20 protein-coding genes and 1 tRNA gene are annotated in these 24,630 nt (G+C 67.5%); 14 read left to right on the top strand and 7 right to left on the bottom strand.

Annotated features, from left to right (window positions below; translation table 11 throughout):
- The first annotated feature begins 86 nt into the window (after positions 1-86).
- Positions 87-890, top strand: coding sequence for a DUF1206 domain-containing protein (locus tag LV75_RS28535; RefSeq protein WP_253890372.1), 804 nt, complete (start codon positions 87-89; stop codon positions 888-890).
- Between the two features lie 23 nt (positions 891-913).
- Here LV75_RS28535 and LV75_RS28530 read toward each other — a convergent pair whose 3' ends face one another.
- On the bottom strand, positions 914-2,617 hold the full coding sequence (locus tag LV75_RS28530) for a hypothetical protein (protein ID WP_253890371.1): 1,704 nt from the start codon (positions 2,615-2,617) through the stop codon (positions 914-916).
- 85 nt (positions 2,618-2,702) lie between these two features.
- Between LV75_RS28530 and LV75_RS28525 the strand changes: the two genes are divergently transcribed.
- Complete coding sequence (locus tag LV75_RS28525; RefSeq protein ID WP_253890369.1) at positions 2,703-5,066, top strand: SEL1-like repeat protein; 2,364 nt, start codon at positions 2,703-2,705, stop codon at positions 5,064-5,066.
- 32 nt (positions 5,067-5,098) lie between these two features.
- On the opposite strand, the gene LV75_RS28520 is transcribed toward LV75_RS28525, so the two are convergent.
- Positions 5,099-6,916: an acyl-CoA dehydrogenase gene (locus LV75_RS28520; protein WP_253890367.1), complete on the bottom strand. Its 1,818-nt coding sequence runs from the start codon at positions 6,914-6,916 to the stop codon at positions 5,099-5,101.
- Positions 6,917-7,034: 118 nt separating this feature from the next.
- Positions 7,035-7,751, bottom strand: coding sequence for a response regulator transcription factor (locus LV75_RS28515; protein ID WP_253890365.1), 717 nt, complete (start codon positions 7,749-7,751; stop codon positions 7,035-7,037).
- Positions 7,752-8,041: 290 nt separating this feature from the next.
- On the opposite strand from LV75_RS28515, the gene LV75_RS28510 reads away from it, so the two are divergent.
- Both LV75_RS28510 and LV75_RS28505 read left to right on the top strand, forming a co-directional pair.
- Positions 8,042-8,539 carry a DUF4304 domain-containing protein gene (locus LV75_RS28510; RefSeq protein ID WP_253890363.1) on the top strand — a complete coding sequence of 166 codons (498 nt, stop codon included), beginning with the start codon at positions 8,042-8,044 and terminating at the stop codon, positions 8,537-8,539.
- Position 8,540: 1 nt separating this feature from the next.
- Positions 8,541-9,662 (top strand): DNA adenine methylase, encoded by a 1,122-nt coding sequence (locus tag LV75_RS28505; RefSeq protein WP_253890361.1) that lies wholly within the window; start codon positions 8,541-8,543, stop codon positions 9,660-9,662.
- 383 nt (positions 9,663-10,045) lie between these two features.
- Here LV75_RS28505 and LV75_RS28500 read toward each other — a convergent pair.
- Positions 10,046-10,116 (bottom strand) — tRNA-Gly (locus tag LV75_RS28500).
- A 78-nt stretch (positions 10,117-10,194) separates the two neighbouring features.
- Between LV75_RS28500 and dcd the strand changes: the two genes are divergently transcribed.
- Positions 10,195-10,776: a dCTP deaminase gene (dcd, locus tag LV75_RS28495; RefSeq protein ID WP_253890359.1), complete on the top strand. Its 582-nt coding sequence runs from the start codon at positions 10,195-10,197 to the stop codon at positions 10,774-10,776.
- On the opposite strand, the gene LV75_RS28490 is transcribed toward dcd, so the two are convergent.
- Positions 10,752-11,903: an MFS transporter gene (locus tag LV75_RS28490; protein WP_253890358.1), complete on the bottom strand. Its 1,152-nt coding sequence runs from the start codon at positions 11,901-11,903 to the stop codon at positions 10,752-10,754. The genes dcd and LV75_RS28490 overlap by 25 nt on opposite strands.
- A 61-nt stretch (positions 11,904-11,964) precedes the next feature.
- Entirely contained in the window at positions 11,965-14,151 is a 2,187-nt protein-coding gene (locus LV75_RS28485) for a (Fe-S)-binding protein (RefSeq protein ID WP_253890357.1), read from the bottom strand.
- Between the two features lie 198 nt (positions 14,152-14,349).
- Between LV75_RS28485 and LV75_RS28480 the strand changes: the two genes are divergently transcribed.
- The 7 genes from LV75_RS28480 (at position 14,350) to LV75_RS28450 (ending at position 21,148) form a co-directional block, all read left to right on the top strand.
- Positions 14,350-14,919 (top strand): TetR/AcrR family transcriptional regulator, encoded by a 570-nt coding sequence (locus LV75_RS28480; protein ID WP_253890355.1) that lies wholly within the window; start codon positions 14,350-14,352, stop codon positions 14,917-14,919.
- A 321-nt stretch (positions 14,920-15,240) separates the two neighbouring features.
- A complete protein-coding gene (locus tag LV75_RS28475; RefSeq protein WP_253890354.1) occupies positions 15,241-16,038 on the top strand; it encodes a DUF4097 family beta strand repeat-containing protein in 798 nt (265 codons plus the stop codon).
- Positions 16,038-16,766, top strand: a complete 729-nt coding sequence (locus LV75_RS28470; RefSeq protein ID WP_253890352.1) for a TetR/AcrR family transcriptional regulator — start codon at positions 16,038-16,040, stop codon at positions 16,764-16,766. Before LV75_RS28475 ends, LV75_RS28470 begins: the two co-directional genes overlap by 1 nt.
- A gap of 249 nt (positions 16,767-17,015) precedes the next feature.
- On the top strand, positions 17,016-18,875 hold the full coding sequence (dnaK, locus tag LV75_RS28465; protein WP_253890350.1) for a molecular chaperone DnaK: 1,860 nt from the start codon (positions 17,016-17,018) through the stop codon (positions 18,873-18,875).
- A 31-nt stretch (positions 18,876-18,906) separates the two neighbouring features.
- A complete protein-coding gene (gene grpE / locus LV75_RS28460) occupies positions 18,907-19,551 on the top strand; it encodes a nucleotide exchange factor GrpE (RefSeq protein WP_253890348.1) in 645 nt (214 codons plus the stop codon).
- Positions 19,552-19,568: 17 nt separating this feature from the next.
- Positions 19,569-20,729 (top strand): molecular chaperone DnaJ, encoded by a 1,161-nt coding sequence (gene dnaJ / locus LV75_RS28455; protein WP_253890346.1) that lies wholly within the window; start codon positions 19,569-19,571, stop codon positions 20,727-20,729.
- The gene (locus LV75_RS28450) at positions 20,726-21,148 is read left to right on the top strand and encodes a heat shock protein transcriptional repressor HspR (protein ID WP_253890344.1); all 423 of its coding nucleotides are present in this window, start codon (positions 20,726-20,728) and stop codon (positions 21,146-21,148) included. The genes dnaJ and LV75_RS28450 overlap by 4 nt, the downstream gene beginning before the upstream one ends.
- A 1,023-nt stretch (positions 21,149-22,171) precedes the next feature.
- Here the strand turns inward: LV75_RS28450 and LV75_RS28445 are convergent.
- On the bottom strand, positions 22,172-23,347 hold the full coding sequence (locus tag LV75_RS28445; protein WP_253890342.1) for an FAD-binding oxidoreductase: 1,176 nt from the start codon (positions 23,345-23,347) through the stop codon (positions 22,172-22,174).
- 226 nt (positions 23,348-23,573) lie between these two features.
- On the opposite strand from LV75_RS28445, the gene LV75_RS28440 reads away from it, so the two are divergent.
- Together LV75_RS28440 and LV75_RS28435 are read left to right on the top strand one after the other, a co-directional pair.
- On the top strand, positions 23,574-24,068 hold the full coding sequence (locus LV75_RS28440; protein ID WP_253890341.1) for a pyridoxamine 5'-phosphate oxidase family protein: 495 nt from the start codon (positions 23,574-23,576) through the stop codon (positions 24,066-24,068).
- Between the two features lie 80 nt (positions 24,069-24,148).
- Complete coding sequence (locus LV75_RS28435; RefSeq protein ID WP_253890339.1) at positions 24,149-24,604, top strand: MarR family winged helix-turn-helix transcriptional regulator; 456 nt, start codon at positions 24,149-24,151, stop codon at positions 24,602-24,604.
- Positions 24,605-24,630 lie beyond the last annotated feature (26 nt).

Genomic DNA, 24,630 nt, shown 5'->3' with positions numbered 1-24,630 from the left:
GCCCGGTGACCCTGGTGGTCACCGGGCCCTTTCACGTTTGACCCACACGATCAGGTGACACGTCCTCCCAAGACCTAGGAGGGCACATGAGCACCGCAGTGCACACCGCGCACCACAACGACGCGGTCAAGGGCTTAGGCCGAGCAGGCATGGCCTGCTACGGCGTGGTCTACGTGATCGTCGCGTACCTCGCCCTCCAGGTCGCCTTCGGCGGAGGCGGACAAGAGGCGGATCAGACGGGGGCACTGCAAGAGATCGCGAGCACATCCTTCGGCGCGGTCGTCTTGTGGGTACTGGCCGTCGGCCTGCTCGCGTTCGGCGTGTGGCAACTACTGATGGCCGCGTTCAGCTACAAGTGGCACGAGGAAGGCCGCAAGCGCACCTTCAAGCGCATAGGCGCAGCGGTCCGCGGTTTCGTCGGCATCTCCCTCGGCATCGCTGCCATCCGCACCGCCACCGGCAGCGGAACCCAGAGCGGTGACCAGAAGCAGAAGCAGATGACAGCGGAACTGATGGCCCTGCCCGCAGGCCGGGTGATCGTCGGTCTGCTGGCCCTCGTCGTGATCGGCGCAGGCATCGCCAGCATCGTCTCCGGCTTCCGCAAGTCCTTCATGAAGGACCTCGAAACCAGCCAACTCCCCAAATCCCACTGGGTCGAACGCCTCGGCCAGGTCGGCTACATCGCCAAAGGCCTAGGCATAGCAATCGTCGGCGTCCTCCTGGGATTCGCCGCCCTCGACGCCAACGCCTCCGAAGCAGGCGGCCTCGACTCAGCCCTGCGCACCCTCGCCGACCAGCCCTTCGGCACCGTGCTCCTGGTGGTGGTCGCCGCGGGCTTCGCCTCCTTCGGCATCTACGCCATCGCCGCCGCCAAGGCCCACCGCACATAGCGGAATGCTTGTCCAACGTAGAGTTATGTTCTTCGCTGGTTGTTCCGCGACCTATCCCACCATACGGAAGCGACGACGAACAAAGATACTGGATCGAAGGCTGAGTAGTCATCATCGATCCAGTCTTGTACTCGCTTGCGGAGTGTCGAGCCGCCCCAACTGGTAGCCACCTTGAGTATTTGGCCTAGCGAATCGATATCGGCAGCCACCTCGACTATGTCTTCCTCCATGCCATCAAGGAACTCGATAATGGCGGCTACTTCGTTGGTATAAGACATTGTTGAATCGTTAAGAATGGCCACGATAGCCTTCGCTAAATCTGTATCCCCGGCGGCGCTCTGAAGTGTCAAGAAGGCGGAAATGGTGCGAATCTTGGCGAACTCCTCATCCAGATCGGGCGCGCCATCTTCGGGATGCTCTCGGATGTAGCGGTCCACTGCACTCTGCCACGCGGTCTCATCCTTCGGTGTGAGAAAAGCTTCGCGCGAACCGGGAATTAGGTCTTCTACTTCGAATGCGTAGTTCAACGCTGGATGAACCCCCAAGGTTGTCAGGAGTCTCAAGGTCCGAAGTCGTTCCTCGTTGTAGTCGATCCCTTTGTGAATCGGGTCCTCAGGCGCCGGAGGGTGTCCGAACCGCTCTTCGAACAGTCGAACTTGATGCTTCAACTGGGCGGCGATGAGCGGGCCCATGGTCACCGCTTTGTGGTCCGAAAATTCGACGGATCGATATCCGAGTTCGTGCGCGATTTGCGTTATATCGGAGGCGGGTCGCACATCTCGTTGTTGCAACTCGGTGGTGGTTGGTTCAAGGAACGCCGGGATGGCAAAGAGTCGCGCCAAAGTTTCCACGGTTCCGATCTCCGCGGTGGCGCAACTCAGGATGGTGTCCACGATTGGCGCCAGGGGGGACGAGTCCGCTACCCCTCTAGCCCACGCTTCGGCGCTAGCGGCCAAGTCCGTCACCTGGATCTCATTGCTTCCTGCTACGCCCGCGTACAGTGCTAGCAGCAATGAGAGGGAATCTTCCAGAATTGGGAGCTTGGCGCGCTCGAAGAGCAGAAGCGCATCGCGAAGGGTGCTCGCGTAGCTCTGCGGGAACTCCCTGTCGCCTGCGAGATCGGCGATGTACTCCTCGGCCAATTGGGCAGTCTCGGCTGTTGGCTGGGGCAGGAATGGACTCTTCGAGTAATCGCGGGCCAGTCGCATGTTCGCCAGCAGCGAGTTCGGTCGCAGAGCGGCCGGGATCTTTCGCTTGTCGATTCCTGCGTCTTCCAGATAAGCGATTAGGCGAAACATCAGGTCGCCGTCATCTAAAGCGAGTCCGCTCGCTCGGCTGAGTTCAACCGCGACCGATACGAACTTCTCTATGTCGCGCCAATGGGGCGTCCTGCGCATTTCTTGAAGCCACGCCGAACGGATGTGAAGAAACTCGTGGCCACTTCGAAAGTTTTTCCGTGTGATGCCCAGGATGATGAGATCGAGTGCGTTTGTTTCGTGCATCCAGTCTGGTGTTGTCTCCATAACCTGCTGGTAGCCTAGTTCAAGGTAGCCGAGGGCATAGAGTTCTGCGATGCTGTGGCTGGATGCATCCAACCTGCGGGCGAGCCTAGCCAGTGCGGCATCCGCAGCCTCCTGCTCAGTGGGAATGCTTGTTGCCTTGACCCTCCTCGGCTTCTGCGTGGCACGGTTGCGTCTGGCCTGCTTGTTCCTGCGTGCCTTGCTCACCGATGAGTGCCTCCGGTCGCGGTTGCCTGGTCTTCAACGGTAGAACGCCGGATATGGTTGGCGCCAGGTATCTTGAGGTGACTCGATGGAGTGCATCATGGCGCCTGTTGGTCAACCGGACGTCCCGCCTGAGGGGGTGCGGAACGAGATCAAGGGGGATGTTCATGGCAGTTGGGTAGTTCAGATCGGTCAGGCGTCGTTCTTCGCCGGAGAGCGGCTGCGAGGCGTGGACCCTGGTTCTTGGCCGCTGGCGAGTTCGTGGGAGCCGCTCACGTCCGGGGTGCACCGAGCGCGTGAGTTGTCCAGCAGAGACCACGTTCCGCCCTATGTCGAACGGGACGTGGACCTCGACCTGCGTGCGAAGATCGCGGACGCTGGCGAGCGCGGCGGTTGGGTGCTGCTGCTCGGGCACTCTGCGGCAGGGAAGACCCGAGCGGCGTTCGAGGCTATTCGTGCTGCCCTGCCCGAGCACCGCGTCGCCACCCCCACCACCGGCGAGGACTTGCGGCCGATCTTGGCCGCCGTCGTGAGCTCAGATGTTCGGTGCGTGCTGTGGCTCGATGACCTGGACGAGTCCTTCCTCAACCCCGGGGGTCTGGATCCGAATCTGCTCACCGAGTTCGTGCGCGTGCGTGTCGCTGTGGTCGCGACCATGCGCATCCAACGTCTGAAGGTGTTCACCCCCATCGGTCGCGAGACAGGCAGTTCCTCGGCGGCACAGGCTGTTCGAGTCGGCGCGCGCGTGCTCGAAATGGCCGAGGCCGTCGAGATCCGCCGGACCTGGAGCGCCAACGAGCTTCAGCGTGCCGCCGAGTTTCGCGATGAACGAATCGTGGAAGCTGTTGCACACCACGGTCCCTACGGGGTTGCTGAATACCTCGCCGCAGGACCCGCGATATGGTCGGAATGGCGGCGAGCGATTGATGTTGAAGGTCAACCCCGTGGTGCCGCTCTGGTGGCAGCTGCCGTCGACTTGGCGAGATGCGGACTACCAGGACCGTACTCGTACGACCTCATCACCGAACTCCACGAGCACTACCTCGAGGCTCAGGGTGGCCACATCCTTCGCCCTGAGCCACTGCCGGATGCCTGGACCTGGGCAAGTGGCCGCCGCTACGGCGTGACCAGTCCGTTGATCCCAGCTTCCGCCACCCATTGGAAGGTCTTCGACTACCTGGTGGACGGCACCGAACGGCTCTCGCCGACTCCGGTGGTACCGGACCTGGTGTGGACTCGGGCCGTCGAGCACGCCACCGACGACCAGTTGATGAACATCGCCATCAATGCCGCGCAAGCTGGTACGCCGGTTTCCCTCCAGGTCGCGGAGGCCGTGTGGCGACCGATGGTCTCTGACGATCCGGATGGCGGGCTGGCGGCGTACAACCTCGGTGTGCTCTACAACGAAACCGGGCGTCTTGATGAAGCCAGGGAGTTGTACGTCCGAGCTGCTCATGCCGGAGTGCCCCCGGCCGCGCACAACCTCAGCGCGCTGTGCGCTGACGCCGGGGAAGCGAGCGAGGCACGAAAGTGGCTGCGAGAAGCAGCTCGGATGAACCACCCGCCCGCGTTCTTCACCCTGGGTTTCGAGCTCGAAGAGCAGGGTAAGATCGATGAAGCGGAGACCTGGTACCGACGCGGGGCCGAGCTGGGGGAACACCGGGCTGCGACGAACCTGGGCAAGATCTTGTCCAATGCCGGTCGGGTTGACGAGGCGTTGCCCTGGTTCGTCATCGCAAATGAAGCTGGCGATCGCTATGCCGCATTCAACATTGGGATCTTCCATGAAGAGGCCGGACGCCTTGATCGTGCAGAACACTGGTACCACGTGGCCTTGGAACGGGGTACTGCCGAGGCGGCTGTGTGCCTTGGTGATGTCAGGCTCAAGCTGGAAGACGCTGTAGGCGCTGAGAAGTGGTTCAAGCACGCGGCTGAGGCAGGGGTTGCGCGGGCATTCGGGAAGCTGGGCAGACTCCTGACTGCATCAGGCCGTCTCGCTGAAGCTGAAGATTGGTTCCGGTTGGGCGCCGATGGTGGTGACGTCGTGTCCATCAGGGGAATGGGTTTCGTCCTGCATGAGTCAGGGCGCCTCGAAGAGGCAGTGGCTTGGATGGAGCGAGGTGCTGCTCTCGACGACCGCAGTTCTACCGAGGTGCTCGGTCAGTTGTTGTACGACCTGGATCGAATAGATGAGGCCATCCCACATCTGGAGAAGGCGGCAAACGAGGGGGCGGGTAACTCCGCGTTCAACCTCGGGGTCATCCATGCTCGGGCGGGTGACCTCACAGAGGCTGCTCGCTGGTACCGCAGGGCGGCAGATGGTGGTGATTCGGAAGCTGCGATGAACCTTGCCGATGTGCTGTTCAGGGATGGCAAAGTAGCTTCAGCGGTCTGGTGGGTCCGCCGATCCCGCCAACTGGGTCCCGCAGCGCGCCGGTCGATCGATGGCTGAGGGCCCGCCAATGGCGGGCCCTCAGCCATCGATCAGAACGCCGCTTCGTCCACGTCCATCAGGTCCAAGTCGGCAGCCTCGACGATCTTGCGGGAAGCGGACAGCTCTGGCAGTACGTTCTTCGCGAAGAACGATGCCACCGCCACCTTGCCCTCGTAGAACGACTTGTCGCGCCCGGTGACCCCAGCGTCCAGCCGGGCTAGGGCGATCTCAGCCTGTCGCTGCAGGAGCCAACCCACCAGCAGGTCTCCCGTCGCCATTAGAAGCCGTACGGAGTGCTGGCCGACGCGGTAGATGCTTCGGGGTTCCTCCTGCGATGCCGTCAGGTGGCCGACCATGGCGCCGAGGATGCCTTGGACGTCTTCGAGGGCCTGCTTCAGGAGTTCGCGTTCCCGCTTGAGGCGGCCGTTGTCGGACTCGAGGAACTTGCTGATCTCCCCCGCCACGAACGCGAGCGCCTGGCCCTTGTCGCGGATGATCTTGCGGAAGAAGAAGTCCAGGGACTGGATCGCGGTGGTGCCCTCGTACAGCGAGTCGATCTTCGAGTCGCGGATGTACTGCTCGAGCGGGTAGTCCTGCAGGAAGCCGGACCCGCCCAGGGTCTGCAGGGACTGCACCAGCTGCTCGGTCGCCCGCTCCGAACCGACGCCCTTGACGATGGGGAGGAGGAGGTCGTTGACCCGCTCGGCGAGCTTCTGGTCGCCCTCGCCGGTCCACGCCTGGTCCTGGAACGTCGCGTTGTACAGGTACAGCGAGCGCAGGCCCTCGGCGTAGGCCTTCTGCAGCATGAGGCTGCGGCGGACGTCGGGGTGGTGGGTGATGGTGACCCTGGGGGCCGTCTTGTCCAGCATGTTCGGCAGGTCGGCGCCCTGGACGCGCTCCTTGGCGTACTCCAGCGCGTTCAGGTAGCCGGTGGACAGCGTCGCGATGGCCTTGGTGCCGACCATCATCCTGGCGTACTCGATGACCTGGAACATCTGCGCGATGCCGTCGTGCACCTCGCCCAGCAGCCAGCCCTTGGCCGGGGTGCCGTGCTGACCGAAGGTGACCTCGCAGGTCGTCGAGACCTTGAGGCCCATCTTGTGCTCGACGTTGGTCACGTACGCGCCGTTGCGCTCGCCGAGGTCGCCGGTCTCGGTGTCGAAGTGGAACTTGGGGACCAGGAACAGGCTCAGGCCCTTGGTGCCGGGGCCGTGGCCCTCCGGCCGGGCGAGCACCAGGTGCACGATGTTCTCGGTCAGGTCCTGGTCGCCCGAGGTGATGAACCGCTTCACCCCGTCGATGTGCCACGAACCGTCGTCCTGCTGGACCGCCTTGGTCCGGCCCGCGCCGACGTCGGAGCCCGCGTCCGGTTCGGTGAGGACCATGGTGGCCCCCCAGCCGCGGTCGATCATGAGCTTGGCCCAGCGCTTCTGCTCCTCGGTGCCGTTGTTGTGCACGACCATGGCGAAGTTGGGGCCCGCCAGGTAGATGAACAGCGACGGGTTCGCGCCGAGGATCAGCTCGGAGGCCGCCCACTGCACCGTCGGCGGGAGGCCGAAGCCGCCCAGCTCGTTGGTCAGGCCAAGGCGCCACCACTCGCCGTCCCAGAGTTGCTGGTAGGACTTCTTGAACGCCTCGGGCAGGGTCGCGCTGAAGGTCTTCGGGTCGTACACCGGCGGGTTGCGGTCGGAGTCGGCGAAGGACTCGGCGAGCGGGCCGACGGCGAGCTTGTTCAACTCGCTGAGCACGCCGCGCGCGGTCTCCTCGTCCGACTCCGCGAGGACCCCCTTGCCCAGCCGGTCCTGGACGGTGAACACCTCGAAGAGGTTGAACTCGAGGTCGCGGACGTTGCTCTTGTAGTGGCCCATCTCGTCGCTCCGTGTGTCACGCTCGTGAGCAGCGGCTACTCATCGGTAACATGAGTCTATTACTGGTCGGTAGGCGCGGCAAGGCAGGGGGTGCGTGTCACCCGGTTGGTGCCGGAGATCACGTGCCGGTGCGCGGCCTGCGGACCGGAGCGATGAGCACACCCGACTTGAACGCCACGGCCACCGCGTGCGTGCGGTCCCGGGCGCCGAGCTTGCGCAGGATGCTCTTGACGTGGGTGCGCACGGTCTCCACCGACACGAACAGCACCTTCGCGATCGCCTGGTTCTCCAGCCCGTCGGCGATCAGCTGCAGCACCTGGAACTCCCGGCGCGAGAGCGGCTGCTGCCCGTCGGACACCCTGGCCAGCCGGGCGTTCGGCGCGGCGACCGTGCGGGCGAGGCCGGGGTCGAGGTAGCGGCGGGTCTCGTGCACGGTCCGGATCGCCTCGACGACCTGCGGCGGTTCGGCGGAGCGCTGGATGACGCCGTGCACGCCCGCGGTGATGGCGGTGGCGACGTACTGGGTGGTCCGGTGCGCCTCGCGGATCAGCAGCAGCACGGCCAGTTCGGGTTGTGCGGCGCACAGCGTGGTGGACAGGTGGCCGCGCGGGTCGAGGCCGGAGTCGATGAGCACGACGCTGGGGCGGAACTGCTCGGCGAACCGGAGGGCGCCCTGCGGGGTGTCGGTCGCGCCGAGCCAGCGCAACCCGGGTGTGCGGAGGACCAGGGCGGAGAGCCCTTCGCGGAACAACGGCACGCCATCGACGAGCGCGACCGTCGGCCCGACCTCCCCGGGTCTGCCCATGAAGGCGGTCCGGTAGGTGCTGCGCGGCATGCGGGGCTCCTCCAGCTGTTCACCCGTCCGTGTAGGTGCGACGCCACCATCCGTCGCTCGTGACGTGCGGTTTCGACATTTCCGGCCATTTCCGCGACAAGCTCACCCATACGGGTGAGATCGTCGGTGTGATCTGTGTTACATACATCGTCGGATTGTTGCGCGGTGTGTCGCTGTACCGGGGGCGGGATCACCCGAGAGGTCACGAACCGGCCTGAGATCGGTGAATGGGTAGGAACCAGGGGTCACTCCGGATAGGGTCATCTGAGTACTCCGGAGTGACCAGTCGGATGCCGAGCGTGGGCGGCCTGACCCAAACAGGGGGCTACGTGGAAGCGGGCGCGGTGCGCAATGCGGACGAGTGGTTCCGGCTGATGGTCGAGACGGGCTTGGCCCCGGGCCTGCGAGCGCTCGGCCTGTCCGGCACCGGCAGGCACTTCCGCGTCATGGACAGCGCCCACGTCGGCCAGGTCTCCATCCTGCAGTCGACCAAGTCCAGTACCTATTCCACGCGGTTCACCCTGTCGCTGAGCGTCACCGCCACCGACGAGTGGGCGTCCCAACTGCGCATCCGCCCGTACACCCGCGCCGCGGGCCACACCGGTGGCGGCTGGCAGGAGCGCATCGGCAACCTCATGCTGGTCGGCGCCGGGGTGCCGATCGGTGACCTCTGGTGGAAGATCGAGGCGGGCAAGCCGTTCGCGAACCTGTCGGCGGAGGTGCTGACCGCCGTGCGCGAGTTCGGCCTCCCGGCCATCCGCGACCAGATCCGCGCTCGCGTGCACTGATGTGGCAGAGGAGAACCCGGACTACCTCCGGTCCCAGCTGATCACCTACCTCGGCAACAAGCGCGGCCTCTTAGCCCCGATCGACCGAGCCGTCCGGGTGGTCCGAGACCTCTTAGGTCGCCGGTTACGCATCCTCGACGCCTTCGCTGGCTCCGGCGTCGTGTCTCGTGCTCTCAAGCAGCACGCCACGTGCCTGGTGGTCAACGACATCGAGGACTACGCGCGCGTTGCCAGTCAGTGCTACCTGACCAATGCGCACGAGGTAGACCTACCGGCGTTGGCCGAGGCAGTCGCCGATCTGAACCGGCAGGCTGACCTGGCACCGACCGAGGGCTTCATCCGCAAGCTCTACGCCCCCGCCAACGACGACCACATCCAGCCCGGCGAGCGCGTCTTCTACACAACGAACAACGCCTCGCGGCTTGACACCTACGCCAGCCTGATCCGTGAAGCACCGGTCGGCTTACGTCCCCTCTTACTGGGCCCACTCCTGTCGGCGGCCTCTATCCACACCAACACCGCTGGCCTCTTCAAGGGCTTCTACAAGGACCGAACCACCGGCGTCGGCCACTTCGGCGGTAGCGGCAAGGACGCCCTGTCCCGCATCAAAGGCGAGATCAGGCTCAACGTCCCCATCCTCAGCGACTTCACCTGCGCCGTGACCGTCCTCCAGCAAGACGCCAACACCCTCCCGGACGTCCTGGACGATCTGGACCTGGCCTACTTGGACCCGCCGTACAACCAGCACCCCTACGGTTCCAACTACTTCATGCTCAACCTGCTGGTCAACTACACCGAGCCGGACGAGATCAGCCCGATCTCCGGCATCCCCACCAACTGGCGGCGCTCCGCGTACAACATCCGCAAGCGCGCCCCCGCCCTCTTAGCCGACCTGATCGAGCGCATCCCCGCCCGCTTCATCCTGGTCTCGGCCAACAACGAGGGTTTCATCTCCCCACCCGCCATGCACTGCCTGCTCCGTGCCGCAGGCACCGTCACCGAGTTCACCACCCAGTACAACACCTTCCGCGGCAGCCGAAACCTAAGATCCCGAACCCTCCACGTAACCGAACACCTATACCTAGTAGACAAATCCCACCAACTAACCCTCCCCCCACCCTAAACCCGCCCCCATTTGACACATTTCCAAATCAACCACACCGCACAACAAACCCATCGGCCGCACTTCGTGATATCACCTGCATACCTTGTGATGCGACGACCAAAGGTCGAGCGAGCCCATGCTGGCCCCAGCCCGCTCCGGGTGTTCTGCTCTTCCGTCCGCTACGCAAGCTCCGCCGGACTCCGCGCTCCACACCTTCCGCGCCCACCGCACCGTGGGCGACAGCCCTATTGGTTACATACCTTGATGCGATGACCGAAGGTCGAGCGAACCCCGCTGGTTCCGGCGCCGACCGCACCGTGGGGGTCTGGGGGCTCGGCCCCCAGATGTAATGGCGAAACCACAAGGTCCAAGCATTCCTTGGACATGGGTAGCCCTGGTTGAGCGGATGACGGGAATCGAACCCGCGTATTCAGCTTGGGAAGCTGATGTTCTACCATTGAACTACATCCGCAGTGATCCGAAGATCACGCACAGCCTACACGGCCCGGGCGGGCGCGTCACCGCCAGGGGGCGTGGTTAGGGTGTGGGGGTGTTGCTGAGCGATCGTGACCTGCGGGAAGAGTTGGCGGCCGGGCGGCTGGGGGTTGAGCCGTTCGAGCCGCTCATGGTGCAGCCGTCGAGCATTGATGTGCGGTTGGACCGGTACTTCCGGGTGTTCAACAACACGCGGTACACCCACATCGATCCGCGGCAGCAGCAGGACGACCTGACGTCCTTGGTCGAGGCTGAGGACGAGGAGCCGTTCGTGCTGCACCCCGGGGAGTTCGTGTTGGGGTCGACGTTCGAGGCGGTGACGTTGCCGGATGACCTCGCGGGGCGGTTGGAGGGGAAGTCGTCTTTGGGGCGGCTCGGGCTCCTCACGCACTCGACGGCGGGGTTCATTGATCCGGGGTTCACGGGGCACATCACGTTGGAGTTGTCGAACGTGGCGAACCTGCCGATCACGTTGTGGCCGGGGATGAAGATCGGGCAACTCTGCCTGTTCCGCTTGTCTTCAGCGGCTGAGTTCCCCTACGGCTCCAAGGAAGCCGGGTCGCGCTACCAGGGGCAGCGGGGTCCGACGCCGTCTAGGGCCTACCTGAACTTTCACCGGGTCGACACTAAGCGCTGAACTGGCGTCACTACGGCGGCGATCAGCGGTAGGGCTGCCGTCAGCGCTAAGGCCAAGGGCCAGTCGACAGCGGTAACAACCGCGGCGAACACCGGGGCGATCGCGAAGGCCATCAGGTTCTGGCCGGTGTTCTGGATGCCGAGTGCGCGGCCCGCCCAGAACGGGCCCGCCAGTTCGGCCGTCGCGGTGAAGGCCAAGCCGTTGTCGGTGACCGAGATGATCATCACCGCCACCAGGCCCACCACGGCGACCCAGGTCGAGCCGCCGAACGCCCACACCGCCAGCGCGGCGGCCACGGCCAGGGCGATGATCCGCATCGGCCGCATCCGGCTGCCCACCCGGTCCGACCACACCCCGGCGCCGATCCGGCCCGCCGCGCCGAAGAGTTGCACCACGGCCAAGACGGCCCCGGCTGTGACCGGGCTCCACCCGTGCTCGGCCACCAGGTAGGTCAAGGCGAACGTGCTGGAGATGAACTGCGGTGCCACCAGCAACGCGCTAGCGGTGTGCACCCGCCACAACGTGATAGTCCGGTAGGGCGAACGGGTCTCCTCGACACGACGAGCTGTCGCGCGCGGCGGGTCCATCAGCCACAAGGCAACGACAACTGCCAACACCAGGCACAACGCCGCGGGTATGACTAACGCCCAGCGATAGCCCCAAGCTTGAGCCGCGGGCGGTAGCACCAACGCGGCGAACCCGACGCCGATGGGCGTGCAGGTCTGCCGGATCCCCATGGCCAGCCCGCGTTCCGAGGCCTCGAACCAGCCGAGCACCGCCCGCCCGCTCGCCGAGCTGATCGACGCGGAGAAGATCCCGGTGACCACGAGCCACGCGCCGAGACCGACCACACCGGACGCCGCGGCCGCGCCGAGACCGGCCAACCCGGTGCCCGCCATGCCGATCGCCATCACGATCCGCTCGCCGAACCGGTCCGCCGCCGCGCCCCACGCGATCAGGGCAACCAGCACGCCGAGCACCGGCACCACCACGAGCGTGCCGCCCTCGGTCAGCGACAGCCCCAGCGCCGCCCGCAGTTGCGGCAGCAGGAACGGCAGCCCGTAGGCCAGGCTGGTCACCGCCGCCTGGGCGGCGACAGCGATCGCGAGGATCCACCAGCGTCTCATGTAGTTAACGTAGCTAAGCGTTCCTGGATAGCGGAACGGTTATCCCGAACTGCGGGATCGACTACTCGGCGTCCGGCTCCTTGCCGCGGCGCACCGCCGACAGCAGCAACTGCGCCACGTCCACGACCTCGACGTGCTCGCCCGCCAGGCCGTCCGCCTGTCGAGCGGTCACCCCGTCGGTCAACATCACGCGGCAGAACGGGCAGCCGGTCGCGATCTTCGACGGTGCGGTGCCAAGGGCCTCGTCAACGCGGTCGACGTTGATGCGCTTACCGATCCGCTCTTCCATCCACATCCGCGCACCACCGGCGCCGCAGCACATGGACCTATCGGCGTGCCGGGGCATCTCACGCAACCGGGCCCCGGCAGCGCCAACGAGTTCACGCGGCGCTTCGTAGACCTTGTTGTGCCGACCCAGGTAGCAGGGGTCGTGATAGGTGACGTCTTCGGCTACCGGCGCCACCGGCACCAAGCGGCGCTCACGCACCAGCTTGTTCAGCAGTTGCGTGTGGTGCAAGACCTCGTACTTGCCGCCCAGTTGCGGGTACTCGTTGGCGATCGTGTTGAAGCAGTGCGCGCAGGTCACCACGATCTTGCGCTTCCCGGCCTCGCGACCCTCGAACACCGCGTTGATGACCTCGACGTTCTGCTGCGCCAGCATCTGGAACAGGAACTCGTTGCCCGCCCGCCGCGCCGGGTCGCCGGTGCAGGTCTCCTCGGGACCGAGCACCGCGTACTTCACCTCGGCGGTGTGCAGCAGCTCCGCGACCGCCCGGGTGGTCTTCTTCGCCCGGTCCTCGAACGCGCCCGCGCATCCGACCCAGAACAGGTACTCGGTGTCGTCGGTGAGCTCCCCGTCGAACACCGGCACCTCGAAGTCCAGGTCCTCGGTCCAGGCCAGCCGGTCCTTGGCGTTCTGGCCCCACGGGTTGCCCTTGTTCTCCAGGTTCTTGAACATGCCGCCCAGCTCGGACGGGAAGTTCGACTCGATCAGCACCTGGTAGCGGCGCATGTCGACGATGTGGTCGACGTGCTCGATGTCCACCGGGCACTGCTCGACGCACGCGCCGCAGGTGGTGCACGACCACAGGACCTCGGTGTCGATGACCGCGCCATCGTCGCCGACCAGCGCCCGCTGCGACTCGGCGATGGCCAGCACGTCGATGCCCGCGTACGGGTTGTCCCCGGTCAGGCCGACCTCGTCGCCCGCCATGTCCCGGCTGCCGCCCGCCAGCAGGTACGGCGCCTTGGCGTAGGCGTGGTCGCGCAGCTGGGTGATCAGCAGCTTCGGCGACAGCGGCTTACCGGTGTTCCACGCCGGGCACTGCGACTGGCAGCGGCCGCACTCGGTGCACGTGGTGAAGTCCAGCCAGCCCTTCCAGGTGAAGTCCTCGACCTTGCCCGCGCCGAAGACGTCCTTCTCCGGGTCGGCCTCCTCGAAGTCCAGCGGCTTGCCACCGGACATCATCGGCCGCAGCGGGCCGAGCGCGACGCCGCCGTCGTCCTCGCGCTTGAAGTAGATGTTGAAGAACGCGCTGAACCGGTGCCAGGCCACGCCCATGGTCATGTACTTGGCGACCACGTACACCCACACCATGGCGCCCATCAGCTTGATGAACGCCAGCGCCGACACCAGGTCCGGGCTCGCGGGCAGCAGGTCGCCGAGCGGGTTGCTGACGAACGCCGCCCAGGTCGGCAGCTCGTGCGCGCCGAGCGCGGCCTTGCCCGCCCGGACACCGAGGATGCCGATGCCCTCGAAGATGACCACGGCCTCGACGAAGTACGCCTGCCAGAAGTTCGACCCCTGGAACCGCGAGAGCCGGTCGGCGCGGCGCGGGTGGTTGAGCTGCCGGATGAGCACCAGCGCCACCCCGCCGACGACCGTGGCGACGCCGAGCAGCTCCATCAGCAGGTGCCACAGGTTCCAGTGGTCCAGGACCGGCCAGCCCCAGGTCGGGACGAACACCTCGCCGTAGGCCTCGAACAGCGCGGCCGACCCGATCAGGAAGCCCCACATCACCAGCCAGTGCCACGGCCCGACGTGCCGGAACTTGTTCATCCGGGTGTGCGCGGCGAACTCCTTGACCAGCGTCCGCAACCGCGGCACGAACGGCCCGTTGCGGGTCGCGTCCGGCTGGCCGAGCCGGATGGTGGCGACCATCCGCGCCACGGTCCGGACGAACCCGGCCCACGCGACGACGCTCACCGCTACCGCGACCAACCCCAGTGCCAGCTGCACGGCGCCCATGTGGTGGTGCCCTCCCGTCGGTTCGGGGTCGGTGGACCCCGGTGGACCCTACGCGTTCTTACTGGCCGGTAACCAACTTTGAGAAGCCTAAGTCGGTCAAGTGTGGCGCACACCTCGGCACCTTCCTGGACACTTGTTCAGGTAGTTTGCCGGTGTGCACCCGCCCATCCTCCCCGCGATCACCCGCTCCGGCGCGACGTGAGGAGCTACCGCCGGGTCGACGGCCGCAAGACCAGGGGCGACCGGCGCAAGCAGGAGATCGTCGAGGCGACCCTGCGCGTCATCGAGCGCGAGGGCGTCGCGGGGGTGTCGCACCGGTCGGTCGCGCGGGAGGCCGGGGTGCCGCCCGCGTCGATCACCTACCACTTCCCCGCCCTGGACGACCTGCTGGTGGCGACCCTGGTGACCGCGGCGGCGGAGATGGCCGCGCGCACCGGCGACGTGATCGAGTCCAGCCGGATCAAGGGCAGCGGACCGGCTGGCGCGGTCGCGGAGATGCTGGCCGACGCGCTGGGGCCGAGCCGGGGCCGGACCGCGGCGCTGCACGAGCTCTACCTGCTGGCCGCCCGCCGCCCCGCGCTCCGCCCGGCCGCGCGGCTGTGGATAGACGTGCTGACCAGCCTCGGCAGGCAGCCGGACGAGGTCGGCTTCCGCGCCTTCCTCGCCGCCATCGACGGGATGCTCACCCAGGGCCTGATCGACGACGAGCCGCCGACCGCGGCCGAGTTGCTGCCCGTCGTGGAACACCTGCTCGCCCCGTTGCGGTAGCGCCGCCCGGCGGTGATCCGGGACCGGACCGGGGACCGTCCTAGGACCAAAGGCTTACGCGATCCAAGACCCGGGTCCGATGTCCGCGCACACCGGGGACCCTAGTCTCGGGTGAGGGTAATCGGGGGTCGTTGACCTGGGGAAAGGTCCGGTTGACCCACCTGGGGGTAGGGACAACTTCAGGGCCGGGTCGGGGGCGTCCCCGATTCCCGCAAGCGGTCTGCGGTCCTAGCGTCGCTGGTAGCAAGTTCTCCAGGGTTCACGGGGGTTTCGATGGTGAGCGTCACAGGTAGAGCCGCACGGCGGAGAGTGCAGTTGGGGGTGACCGTCGCGGGGGTGGCGGTCGTGCTCTCCGCGTTGGCCGCGTGCTCGATCGCGACCAAGCGGTACTCCGACGACGCCGCCATCGGGGAGACGATCCGGGCGGTCCGGATCGAGACCGACGCCGGGTCGGTGCGGGTGCGGGCCGGTAAAGCCGCCAGCGTGCACCGCACCGTCTCGCACGTCGGTGACAAGCCGGGGGCGACCCACCGGGTCGAGGGGGATGTGTTGATCCTGCGGGAGTGCGACGTGCGCAACTGCTGGGTCGACTACGAGGTGGTGGTACCGGAGGGGGTCACCGTCTCGGGCGACCTGGATTCGGGGTCCGTCGACGTCGAGGGGGCGTCGACGGTCAACCTGCGGGTCAGCTCGGGGGAGGTGAAGGTGCGCAGGGTGTCGGGCGCCGTGAACGTCAAGGCCAGCTCGGGTTCGGTCGACCTCGTCGACGTCAAGGGGAGGGTCGCCGTCGAGGCCGATTCGGGGGACGTGTCGGCCCGCGACGTCGGTGACGCCACCCTGCGCGCCGACTCCGGCTCGGTCGACGCCCAAGGGGTCAACGGGGCGGCGGACCTGGCCGCGCAGTCGGGGAACATCACCGTCCGGTTGGCCAAGGCAGCCGCGGTGAAAGCCGTGGCCAACAGCGGCTCGGTGGACGTCACCGTGCCTAAGGGGGAATACCGGGTGACCGCACATACCGACAGCGGTGAGGTGGACAACGGCATCGGCGACTACCGCGATTCCGGCAACCACCTCGAACTGAGCGCCGACAGCGGCGACGTCACGGTGAGGTTCGGCTGATGGCGGAGTACGTGATGGCCGACGACACGGTGATCCACGAGCGGGCCGACGCGGCGCGCAACCGGCGGCGGATCCTCATCGCCGCGCGGGCGCTGTTCGGCCAGCGCGGGGTCGACAAGGTCACGATGGACCAGATCGCCGCGGCCGCCGGGGTGGGCAAGGGGACCCTCTTCCGGCGCTTCGGCGACAAGTCGGGGCTGGCGGCCGCGTTGCTCGACGACGGGGAGCGCGAGCTGCGCGGGCGGGTGGCCGAGGGGGCTGCGCCGCTGGGTCCGGGGGCGGATCCCGCGGCGCGGCTGGTCGCCTTCTTCGACGCCTATCTGACCTTCCTCACCGACCACCTCGACTTAGTGCACCTAGCGGAGACAGCGCGACCGGGCACTCGGTACCGGATCGCCGCCTATAGGTACTGGCATGCCCACGTCACCAACCTGCTCACCGCAGCGGGGGCGGTGGGCGACCGGGAATCACTCGCCCACGTGCTGCTGGCCGGGGTGGCCGCCGACCTGCAGCGGGCGGTGCGCGCTGAGGTGACCCCGGAGGGGATGCGGGCCTCGGTGCTCCATGTGGTCGACGCGGCGGTGAACACCCAGCTCAGCGTCCCGGCCGCAGCAGAACCCGAGGTCGAGGTTGCGCCGAAGGTAGAGCTACCGCAGCCAGCCCCGGTGCGCGAGCTTCCGGTCGACCTCTCGGTCGGCCAACGAATCGACCTTTGGCGAGCCCAGTAGCGCCTATCGCGTGAGTTCCAGGTCCCAGGCCGCGGTCGGAGTACCGACCGCGGCCTGCTCTCGCGACCCGGATCACCCGGTCCGGTGGCCGCGCTCACACCGGGAACAAGGACCCAAGGTGCTTCGTTGTCGATGCAGGAAGGTTGAGCGGGCAGGACTCAAGTTCCAAACTTCAGTCAGGTAGGCTCAACTTCGCACGACCCAGGCGGGTCGAACACCCACAGGCACAGCACTAAGCAGGAGGAAAACATGGCGCGAGCGGTCGGCATCGACCTGGGGACGACCAACTCCGTCGTCGCCGTCCTCGAGGGCGGTGAACCGACGGTTATCGCCAACTCGGAGGGCTCGCGGACCACCCCGTCCATCGTGGCGTTCGCCAAGAACGGCGAGGTCCTGGTCGGGCAGCCCGCCAAGAACCAGGCCGTCACGAACGTGGACCGGACGGTCCGTTCGGCCAAGCGGCACATCGGCACCGGGTGGAAGACCGAGGCCATCGACGACAAGGCCTACACCTCGCAGGAGATCAGCGCCCGGGTGCTGATGAAGCTCAAGCGCGACGCGGAGGCCTACCTCGGCGAGACGATCACCGACGCGGTCATCACCGTCCCGGCGTACTTCGAGGACGCCCAGCGCCAGGCCACCAAGGAGGCCGGGCAGATCGCGGGCCTCAACGTGCTGCGGATCGTCAACGAGCCGACCGCGGCCGCGCTGGCCTACGGCCTGGACAAGGGCGCCAAGGAGCAGACCATCCTGGTCTTCGACCTCGGCGGCGGCACGTTCGACGTGTCCCTGCTGGAGATCGGCGACGGCGTCGTGGAGGTCCGCGCGACCTCCGGCGACAACCACCTCGGTGGCGACGACTGGGACCAGCGCATCGTCGACTGGCTGGTGGAGAAGTTCCGCGCGTCCTCGGGCATCGACCTGACCAAGGACAAGATGGCCCTGCAGCGCATCCGCGAGGCGGCGGAGAAGGCGAAGATCGAGCTGTCCAGCTCGAACAGCGCCAACATCAACCTGCCCTACATCACCGTGGACAGCGACAAGAACCCGCTGTTCCTGGACGAGACGCTCACCCGCGCCGAGTTCCAGCGGATCACCGCCGACCTGCTCGACCGCACCCGCGCCCCGTTCAACAACGTGGTGAAGGACGCCGGTGTGTCGGTCGGCGAGATCGACCACGTGGTGCTCGTCGGCGGCTCCACCCGGATGCCCGCCGTCGCCGAGCTGGTCAAGGAGCTCACCGGCGGCCGCGAGCCGAACAAGGGCGTGAACCCCGACGAGGTCGTCGCGGTCGGCGCCGCGCTGCAGGCGGGCGTGCTCAAGGGCGAGGTCAAGGACGTCCTGCTGCTCGACGTCACGCCGCTGTCGCTGGGCATCGAGACCAAGGGCGGGGTGTTCACCAAGCTCATCGAGCGCAACACCACCATCCCGACCAAGCGCTCGGAGATCTTCTCCACCGCCGACGACAACCAGACCACCGTGGGCATCCAGGTGTTCCAGGGCGAGCGCGACTTCGCCGCGGACAACAAGAAGCTGGGCACCTTCGACCTGACCGGCCTGCCGCCAGCCCCGCGCGGCGTCCCGCAGGTCGAGGTCACCTTCGACATCGACGCGAACGGCATCGTGCACGTCAACGCGAAGGACCTGGGCACCGGCAAGGAGCAGTCGATGACGATCACCGGCGGCTCCGCGCTGCCCAAGGACGACATCGACCGGATGGTCCGCGACGCCGAGGCGCACGCCGAGGACGACAAGAAGCGCCGCGACGAGGCCGAGGTGCGCAACCAGGCCGAGTCGCTGGTGTACCAGACGGAGAAGTTCGTCAAGGACAACGACGAGAAGATCCCGACCGAGGCCAAGGAGAAGGTCGGCGCCGCGCTCGCCGAGGCGAACGAGGCGCTCAAGGGCACCGACATCGCCGCGATCAAGTCGGCGATGGAGAAGCTGGCCGCCGAGTCGCAGACCATGGGTTCGGCGCTCTACGCCAACACCGGCGCGCAGGCCGACGGCGCCGAGGGTGCCCCGGGTGCCGGTCAGGGCCAGCAGGCCAAGGCCGACGGCGCCGACGACGTGGTGGACGCCGAGATCGTCGACGAGGACAAGAAGTGACCTGGACCGCGAGCACTGGTGAGGTGACCGAGTGAGCGAGCAGCACACCGGCGACCCCGCCGAGGAGCCCCAGGTCGTGGTGCGGGACCGGCGGCGGATCGACCCGGAGACCGGGCAGGTCCGCGCCGAGGGTGAGGTGCCCGCGGGCACCCACGCCCCGTCCACCCCGGAGGCTGGCCCGGACGCGGTCGTCGAGGGGATCGTCGAGCCGGAGGTCGACCCGACCGCCGCGCTGAAGGTGCAGCTCGACGAGCGCACCGCCGACCTGCAGCGGCTGCAGGCCGAGTACGCCAACTACCGCAAGCGGGTCGACCGCGACCGCGAGCAGGTGCTCACCTCGGCGAAGGCCGCGGTGGTCACCGACCTGCTCCCGGTCCTCGACGACGTCGAGCGGGCCGCCGCGCACGGCGACCTGACCGGCGCGTTCAAGGCGGTCGCGGAGAAGCTGACCAACTCGCTGCAGAAGACCGGGCTGGAACCGTTCGGCCACGAGGGCGAGCCGTTCGACCCGTCGGTGCACGAGGCCGTGCAGCACAACACCTCCCCCGAGGTGTCCGGTCCGACCGTGACCGGGGTGCTGCGCCGCGGCTACCGGTTCGGCGACCGGGTCGTGCGAGCCGCGCTGGTCGCGGTCACCGACGCGGAACCCGCTCCGGCCGCCGCGGAAGAGAACTGAGGGAGGAGGGGACGTCCGTGAGCGCCAGGGACTGGATCGACAAGGACTTCTATCGCGAGTTGGGCGTCTCCTCCGACGCCTCGGACGCGGAGGTCAAGAAGGCCTACCGCAAGCTCGCCCGCGAGCTGCACCCCGACGCCAACCCCGGCAACGCCGACGCCGAGGCCAGGTTCAAGGCGGTGTCCGAGGCGTACGGGGTGGTCGGCGACCCGGAGAAGCGCAAGCAGTACGACGAGGCCCGCTCGATGTTCGGCCGGGCGGGCTTCGGCGGCGGGACCGGGTTCGACTTCGGTGACGCGTTCGGCCAGCAGGGCGGCGGTTTCAGCGGCAGCGGCGGCGGGCTCGGCGACCTGTTCGGCAACCTGTTCAACCGGGCCAGGGGCGGCGGTGGCGGTACCACCGCCCGCCCCCGGCGCGGTGCCGACGTGGAGACCGACGTGCGCCTCGACTTCGTCGAGGCGGTGCAGGGCGCCACCGTCCCGCTCCGGCTGTCCAGTCCGTCCACGTGCGACACCTGCCACGGCTCGGGCGCCCGCCCGGGCACCAGCCCGAAGACCTGCCAGAACTGCGGCGGGGTCGGTCTGGTCAGCCGCAGCCAGGGCGCGTTCGCCTTCAGCGAGCCCTGCCGCGACTGCCGCGGCACCGGCCGCATCGTCGACGACCCCTGCCCGGACTGCGGCGGCGAGGGCGTCAACACCAAGACCCGCAAGCTGACCGTCCGCATCCCAGCCGGGGTCGAGGACGACCAGCGGATCCGCCTGGCTGGCCAAGGGGAACCCGGCCGCAACGGCGCATCGGCTGGCGACCTGTACGTCCGCGTGCACGTCACCCCGCACCCGGTCTTCGGCCGCAGCGGCAACGACCTGACCCTCAAGGTCCCGGTCACCTACCCGGAGCTGGCGCTGGGCACCACCCTCACAGTGCCCACTTTGGACGGTTCGGTGTCGCTGCAGGTGGCCCCCGGCACCACCTCCGGCCGCGTCCTGCGCGTGCGCGGCAAGGGCGTCCAGCGCCGCGACGGCCAAACCGGCCACCTGCTGGTCACCCTCCAGGTGGCCGTCCCCACCGAGCTCACCGACGAGGCGAAAGCAGCCCTGGAGGCCTACACCAAGGCCACCGCCGACTTCGACCCCAGGCCGGAACTCACCGCCCTGGTGCAGAAGGCGAGGCAGTCGTGAACCCGTTCCCGCCCGGCACCGACGAGGACACCCCCGTCTTCGTGATCTCCGTGGCCGCGCAGCTGTCCGGTCTGCACGCCCAGACCCTGCGCAGCTACGACCGCCAGGGCCTCGTCTCCCCCGGCCGGACCTCCGGCGGCGGGCGGCGGTATTCGGTGCGCGACATCGCTCTGCTGCGGGAGGTGCAGCGGCTCTCGCAGGAGGCGGGGGTGAACCTGGCGGGGATCAAGCGGATCATCGAACTGGAGCACGAGGTCGACGCGCTGCGGTCGCGGGTGGCCGAGCTGACCGAGGAGTTAGCAGCCGCTTACGCGGCGGCAGAACAGGCAGCCGCGGCGGTGCACCAGTCGTATCGGCGTGATCTGGTGCCGGTGCGGCAGCAGACCGCGTTGGTGGTGTGGCGCCCACAGAAGCGGTGAGCGGGTGGTGTTCAAGGCCGGTCCCTGTTGGGGCCGGCCTTTTTTCGTTGCGCTGCTGGGTTTGCTGCTGCTGGGGTTGCTCGGGTGTGGTGGGACCGGGGTGTCCACAATGGTCTTGGTTGTCCACAGGTTGGTGGTTGCTGCTGGTGGGTTGTGGGAGTGTCTCGGTAGGCTGGGTGTTGGGGGCGGCTCGATCTGTTGATCTTGCGAGTGGGTGCTGTTGTTGTTTGTCCACAACCGCTTCTGCAGTCCACAGGCTCCGTTCGCTGCTGCCGGTTTGTCGGACGCAGTCGGTAGGCTGTATACCGGGGGCTCTTGTGGCGGATGATCTTGCGGGGGCGGTTGTGCGTGATTTGTTTGTCCACAACGGTTCTGGCTGTCCACAGGGCGTCGTTCGCTGCTGCCGTTGTGTCGGTGCGCGTCGGTAGGCTGTGTATTTGGGGGCTTTTGATCAGGTTGATCTTGGCGTGGGCCGTGGTTGGGGGTGCGGGGGAAGGGGTTCGGTGCGTTCGGGTCGGCTCGCCTGCGGCATCGCGACCCGGATCGGACGCCTCGTTGCCTAGCGGCAACATCGGGCCCGATCCGCGACAATGCGAAGAGCTCGATGGGGCGAACTTGTTTTGCGCGGGGCCCCTGCAACACCCGTGGCAGGACCGCAAAGCAGGGGCCGAAAAGCATGGCCCTGCCGCGAGGCGACGCTACGGGTGTTGTCCCCCCACGCAAAACAAGTCCGCCCCATCGAGCATTTGGCACCAGCGACTCCGACTGTCCAGGCGCTGGGAAGGTGGGCTGGGGCGGACCTGACGGCAGCCGAGTTGGCACCGCTGGGTCCGAGTGTCCAGTGGCTGGCGCTGTGGGTTGGGGCGGGCCTGGCGGGGGCTGGGTTGGCACCGCTGGGTCCGAGTGTCCAGTGGCTGGCGCTGTGGGTTGGGGCGGGCCTGGCGGAAGGCCAGTTGGCACCGCTGGGTCTGGGGTCCAGGGGTTGGCCAGGTGGGTTGGGACCGGGTCGAAAAGGGGGCGGGCTTAGTCCAGGGTGAAGGGGTCGTAGGTGATGTGGTCCAGCGGGGTTCCGGCGACGAGCATGCGGGAGACCGTGGAGCGGATCATGGCGGGGGAACCGGCGACGAGGACTTCTCGGTCGGCCCAGGGGCCGTTGCGGGTGACGATGTCGGCGAGGGTGCCGTGTTCGTAGCCGGGGCCCTGTTCGGTTTCGACCACCGGGGTGACGGTGAGCCAGGGGTTCGAGGCGGCGATGTTCTGCAGGTGCGGCAGGTCGTAGAGGTCGTCGCGTTTGCGGCCGCCGTTGAAGAGGTGGACCTTGGGGTTCTGGCCCCACTGCGCCATGTGCTCGATGATCGCGCGCATCGGGGCGACGCCCGTGCCGCCTGCGATCATGAGGATGTCGCGGTCCTTCTTGCGGTTGACGCCGATGCGGCCCATGGGGGGGCCGATGCGCCAGGTGTCGCCGATGTTGGTGTGGGCGACGATGGCCCGGCTGACCCAGCCGTTGTCCACGCTGCGGACGTGGAACTCGATTATGCCGTCGGTGCGGGGGGCGTTGGCCGGGGTCAGGTAGCGCCACAGGCGGGGGCGCTGCGGCACCTCGACGCTGACGTACTGGCCGGGGAGGTAGGGCACGGGGTGGTCGGGTTGGACGCGGACCACCGCGAGGTCCCAGCCGAGGCGTTCGTGGTCGACGACGCGGGCGGGCCAGGAGGCCGGGCCCTCGTCGGCGGCGGCCGCGTCGAGCATGGTCCTGGCCATGATGGTGTAGGCCTCGGCCCAGGCGCGTTCGACCTCGTCGGTCCAGGCCGGACCCGCGTAGCGCTTGACGGCGGCGATCAGCGCCGTGCCGACGGCCTCGTAGTGCGAGCTGATCACGCCGAACTTGCGGTGGTCGCGGCCGAGTTGGTGCAGGAACGGCGCGAGGTCGTCGGGGCGGTCGACCATCTGCACGAAGTGCACCAGCGCGCGCAGCAACCGGGAGCGCTGCACCTGCATGTTGGCCGGGAACATCTCCCTGGCGCTCGGCTCGATGCTGAACAGCATCCCGTAGAAGTACTGCGCGACCTGGTCGGCCTGCGGTTCCACGGCGGCGAAGCTGTCGCGCACCAGCCGGACCATGGTGGACACGGCGGTGGGTGACTCGGTTCGGTGTTGCGAGGCCGGGATGGGGCTCACCACTGCGTTGGCTGTCATGATCGGGGTGTCGACTCCACCTCTCGTGCTCTCACCGTGCACTCGACGGTACTCACGCATTCATCCCCCGACGGTGTCGACAGTAGACCTGATTTGGCTGGTTGACGGCGTTTCTCACACCTTTGTGTCATTCTCGCTGACTCCGCGTACAGGGCTCTCCTCCCAATGGGGTACATCGTCCGCGTGGGCTACGCAACGCGGCGCCGGCGTGCCACCGTGAACGCCCGTGACGACCGACTCCCACCCCACCGACCTGCTCCGGCTCGGGTTCGCCGAGCCGCCGCCCGCGACCCCGCCCGCCCCGGGGCCGCGCGAGCCGCAGCCGCCCAGGCAGCCCGTGCTGGACCGGCTCACCGCCCCGATGGTCGAGCTGATCACCCGGATGGACCGCGTCTTCCTCGCCACCGCCGACGCGGACGGTGAGTGCGACTTCTCGCTGTGCGCCGGGCCGCCCGGGTTCGTGCACGTGCTCGACGACCGCAGGCTGGCGTGCGCCCAGGTCGAGCCGATGCCCGGGTTGGCCAACCTCGCGGTGAACCCCCGGATCAGCGTGCTGCTGGTCGACGGTCGCCGGGGCGTCCACGTCAACGGGCACGCCGCGGTGGTCGGCGACGCCTGGCTGCGCTCGACCCACCCGTGCCTGCCGCCCCGGTTCACCGGCTGCGGCTGGGTCGTCGTCCTGGTCGATGAGACCTACCTGCACGCCAGGGTGCCCGCTTGATGAGACCCTTGTGCCAGGTGCCCCGGTTGCCGGGGATGTCCGGTTAGCGTTCCGCTGGCTGGTTCGACGAAGGGACGCGGGTGGCGGAGGGACGGACTGGCGCTGACGGCAGGGAAACCGCGGCGCAGGACCTGGAACGGGAGCTTTCGAAGCTGTTCGGCCGGGCGCGCAGCCTCTCACTGACCATCGCGGCCCGGGTACACCCCGGCCTGGATAGCGCCTCATACGCGTTGCTCGTCCACCTGAGCGGGATAGCCCCGGTTAGAGCCGCGGACGTGGTGGAGCTAACTGGGCTCGATAAGTCCACCGTGAGCAGGCAGATCGCCCGCCTTGAGGAGCTTGCTCTGATCGAGCGGGTCGCTGATCCTTCCGACGGCCGGGCTCGGTTGGTACAGCTGACTGAGACCGGGGCCGCTCGACTGGCCGAGGTGCGCGCGGATCGCCGTAGGCAGCTGCGGGCGACCCTCACCGATTGGTCGACCGGGGACATCGAAGAGTTCTCGCGTCTGCTGGGCAGGCTCAACAGCGACTTGTGACGGGCGTCTCGTAGCCCGTTGTTAAC

This window comes from Actinokineospora diospyrosa, from assembly GCF_024171925.1.
Classification (GTDB): Bacteria; Actinomycetota; Actinomycetes; order Mycobacteriales; family Pseudonocardiaceae; genus Actinokineospora; species Actinokineospora diospyrosa.
The sequence above is the reverse complement of the archived record's forward strand: the minus strand, read 5'-3'. Positions and strand labels throughout refer to the sequence as shown.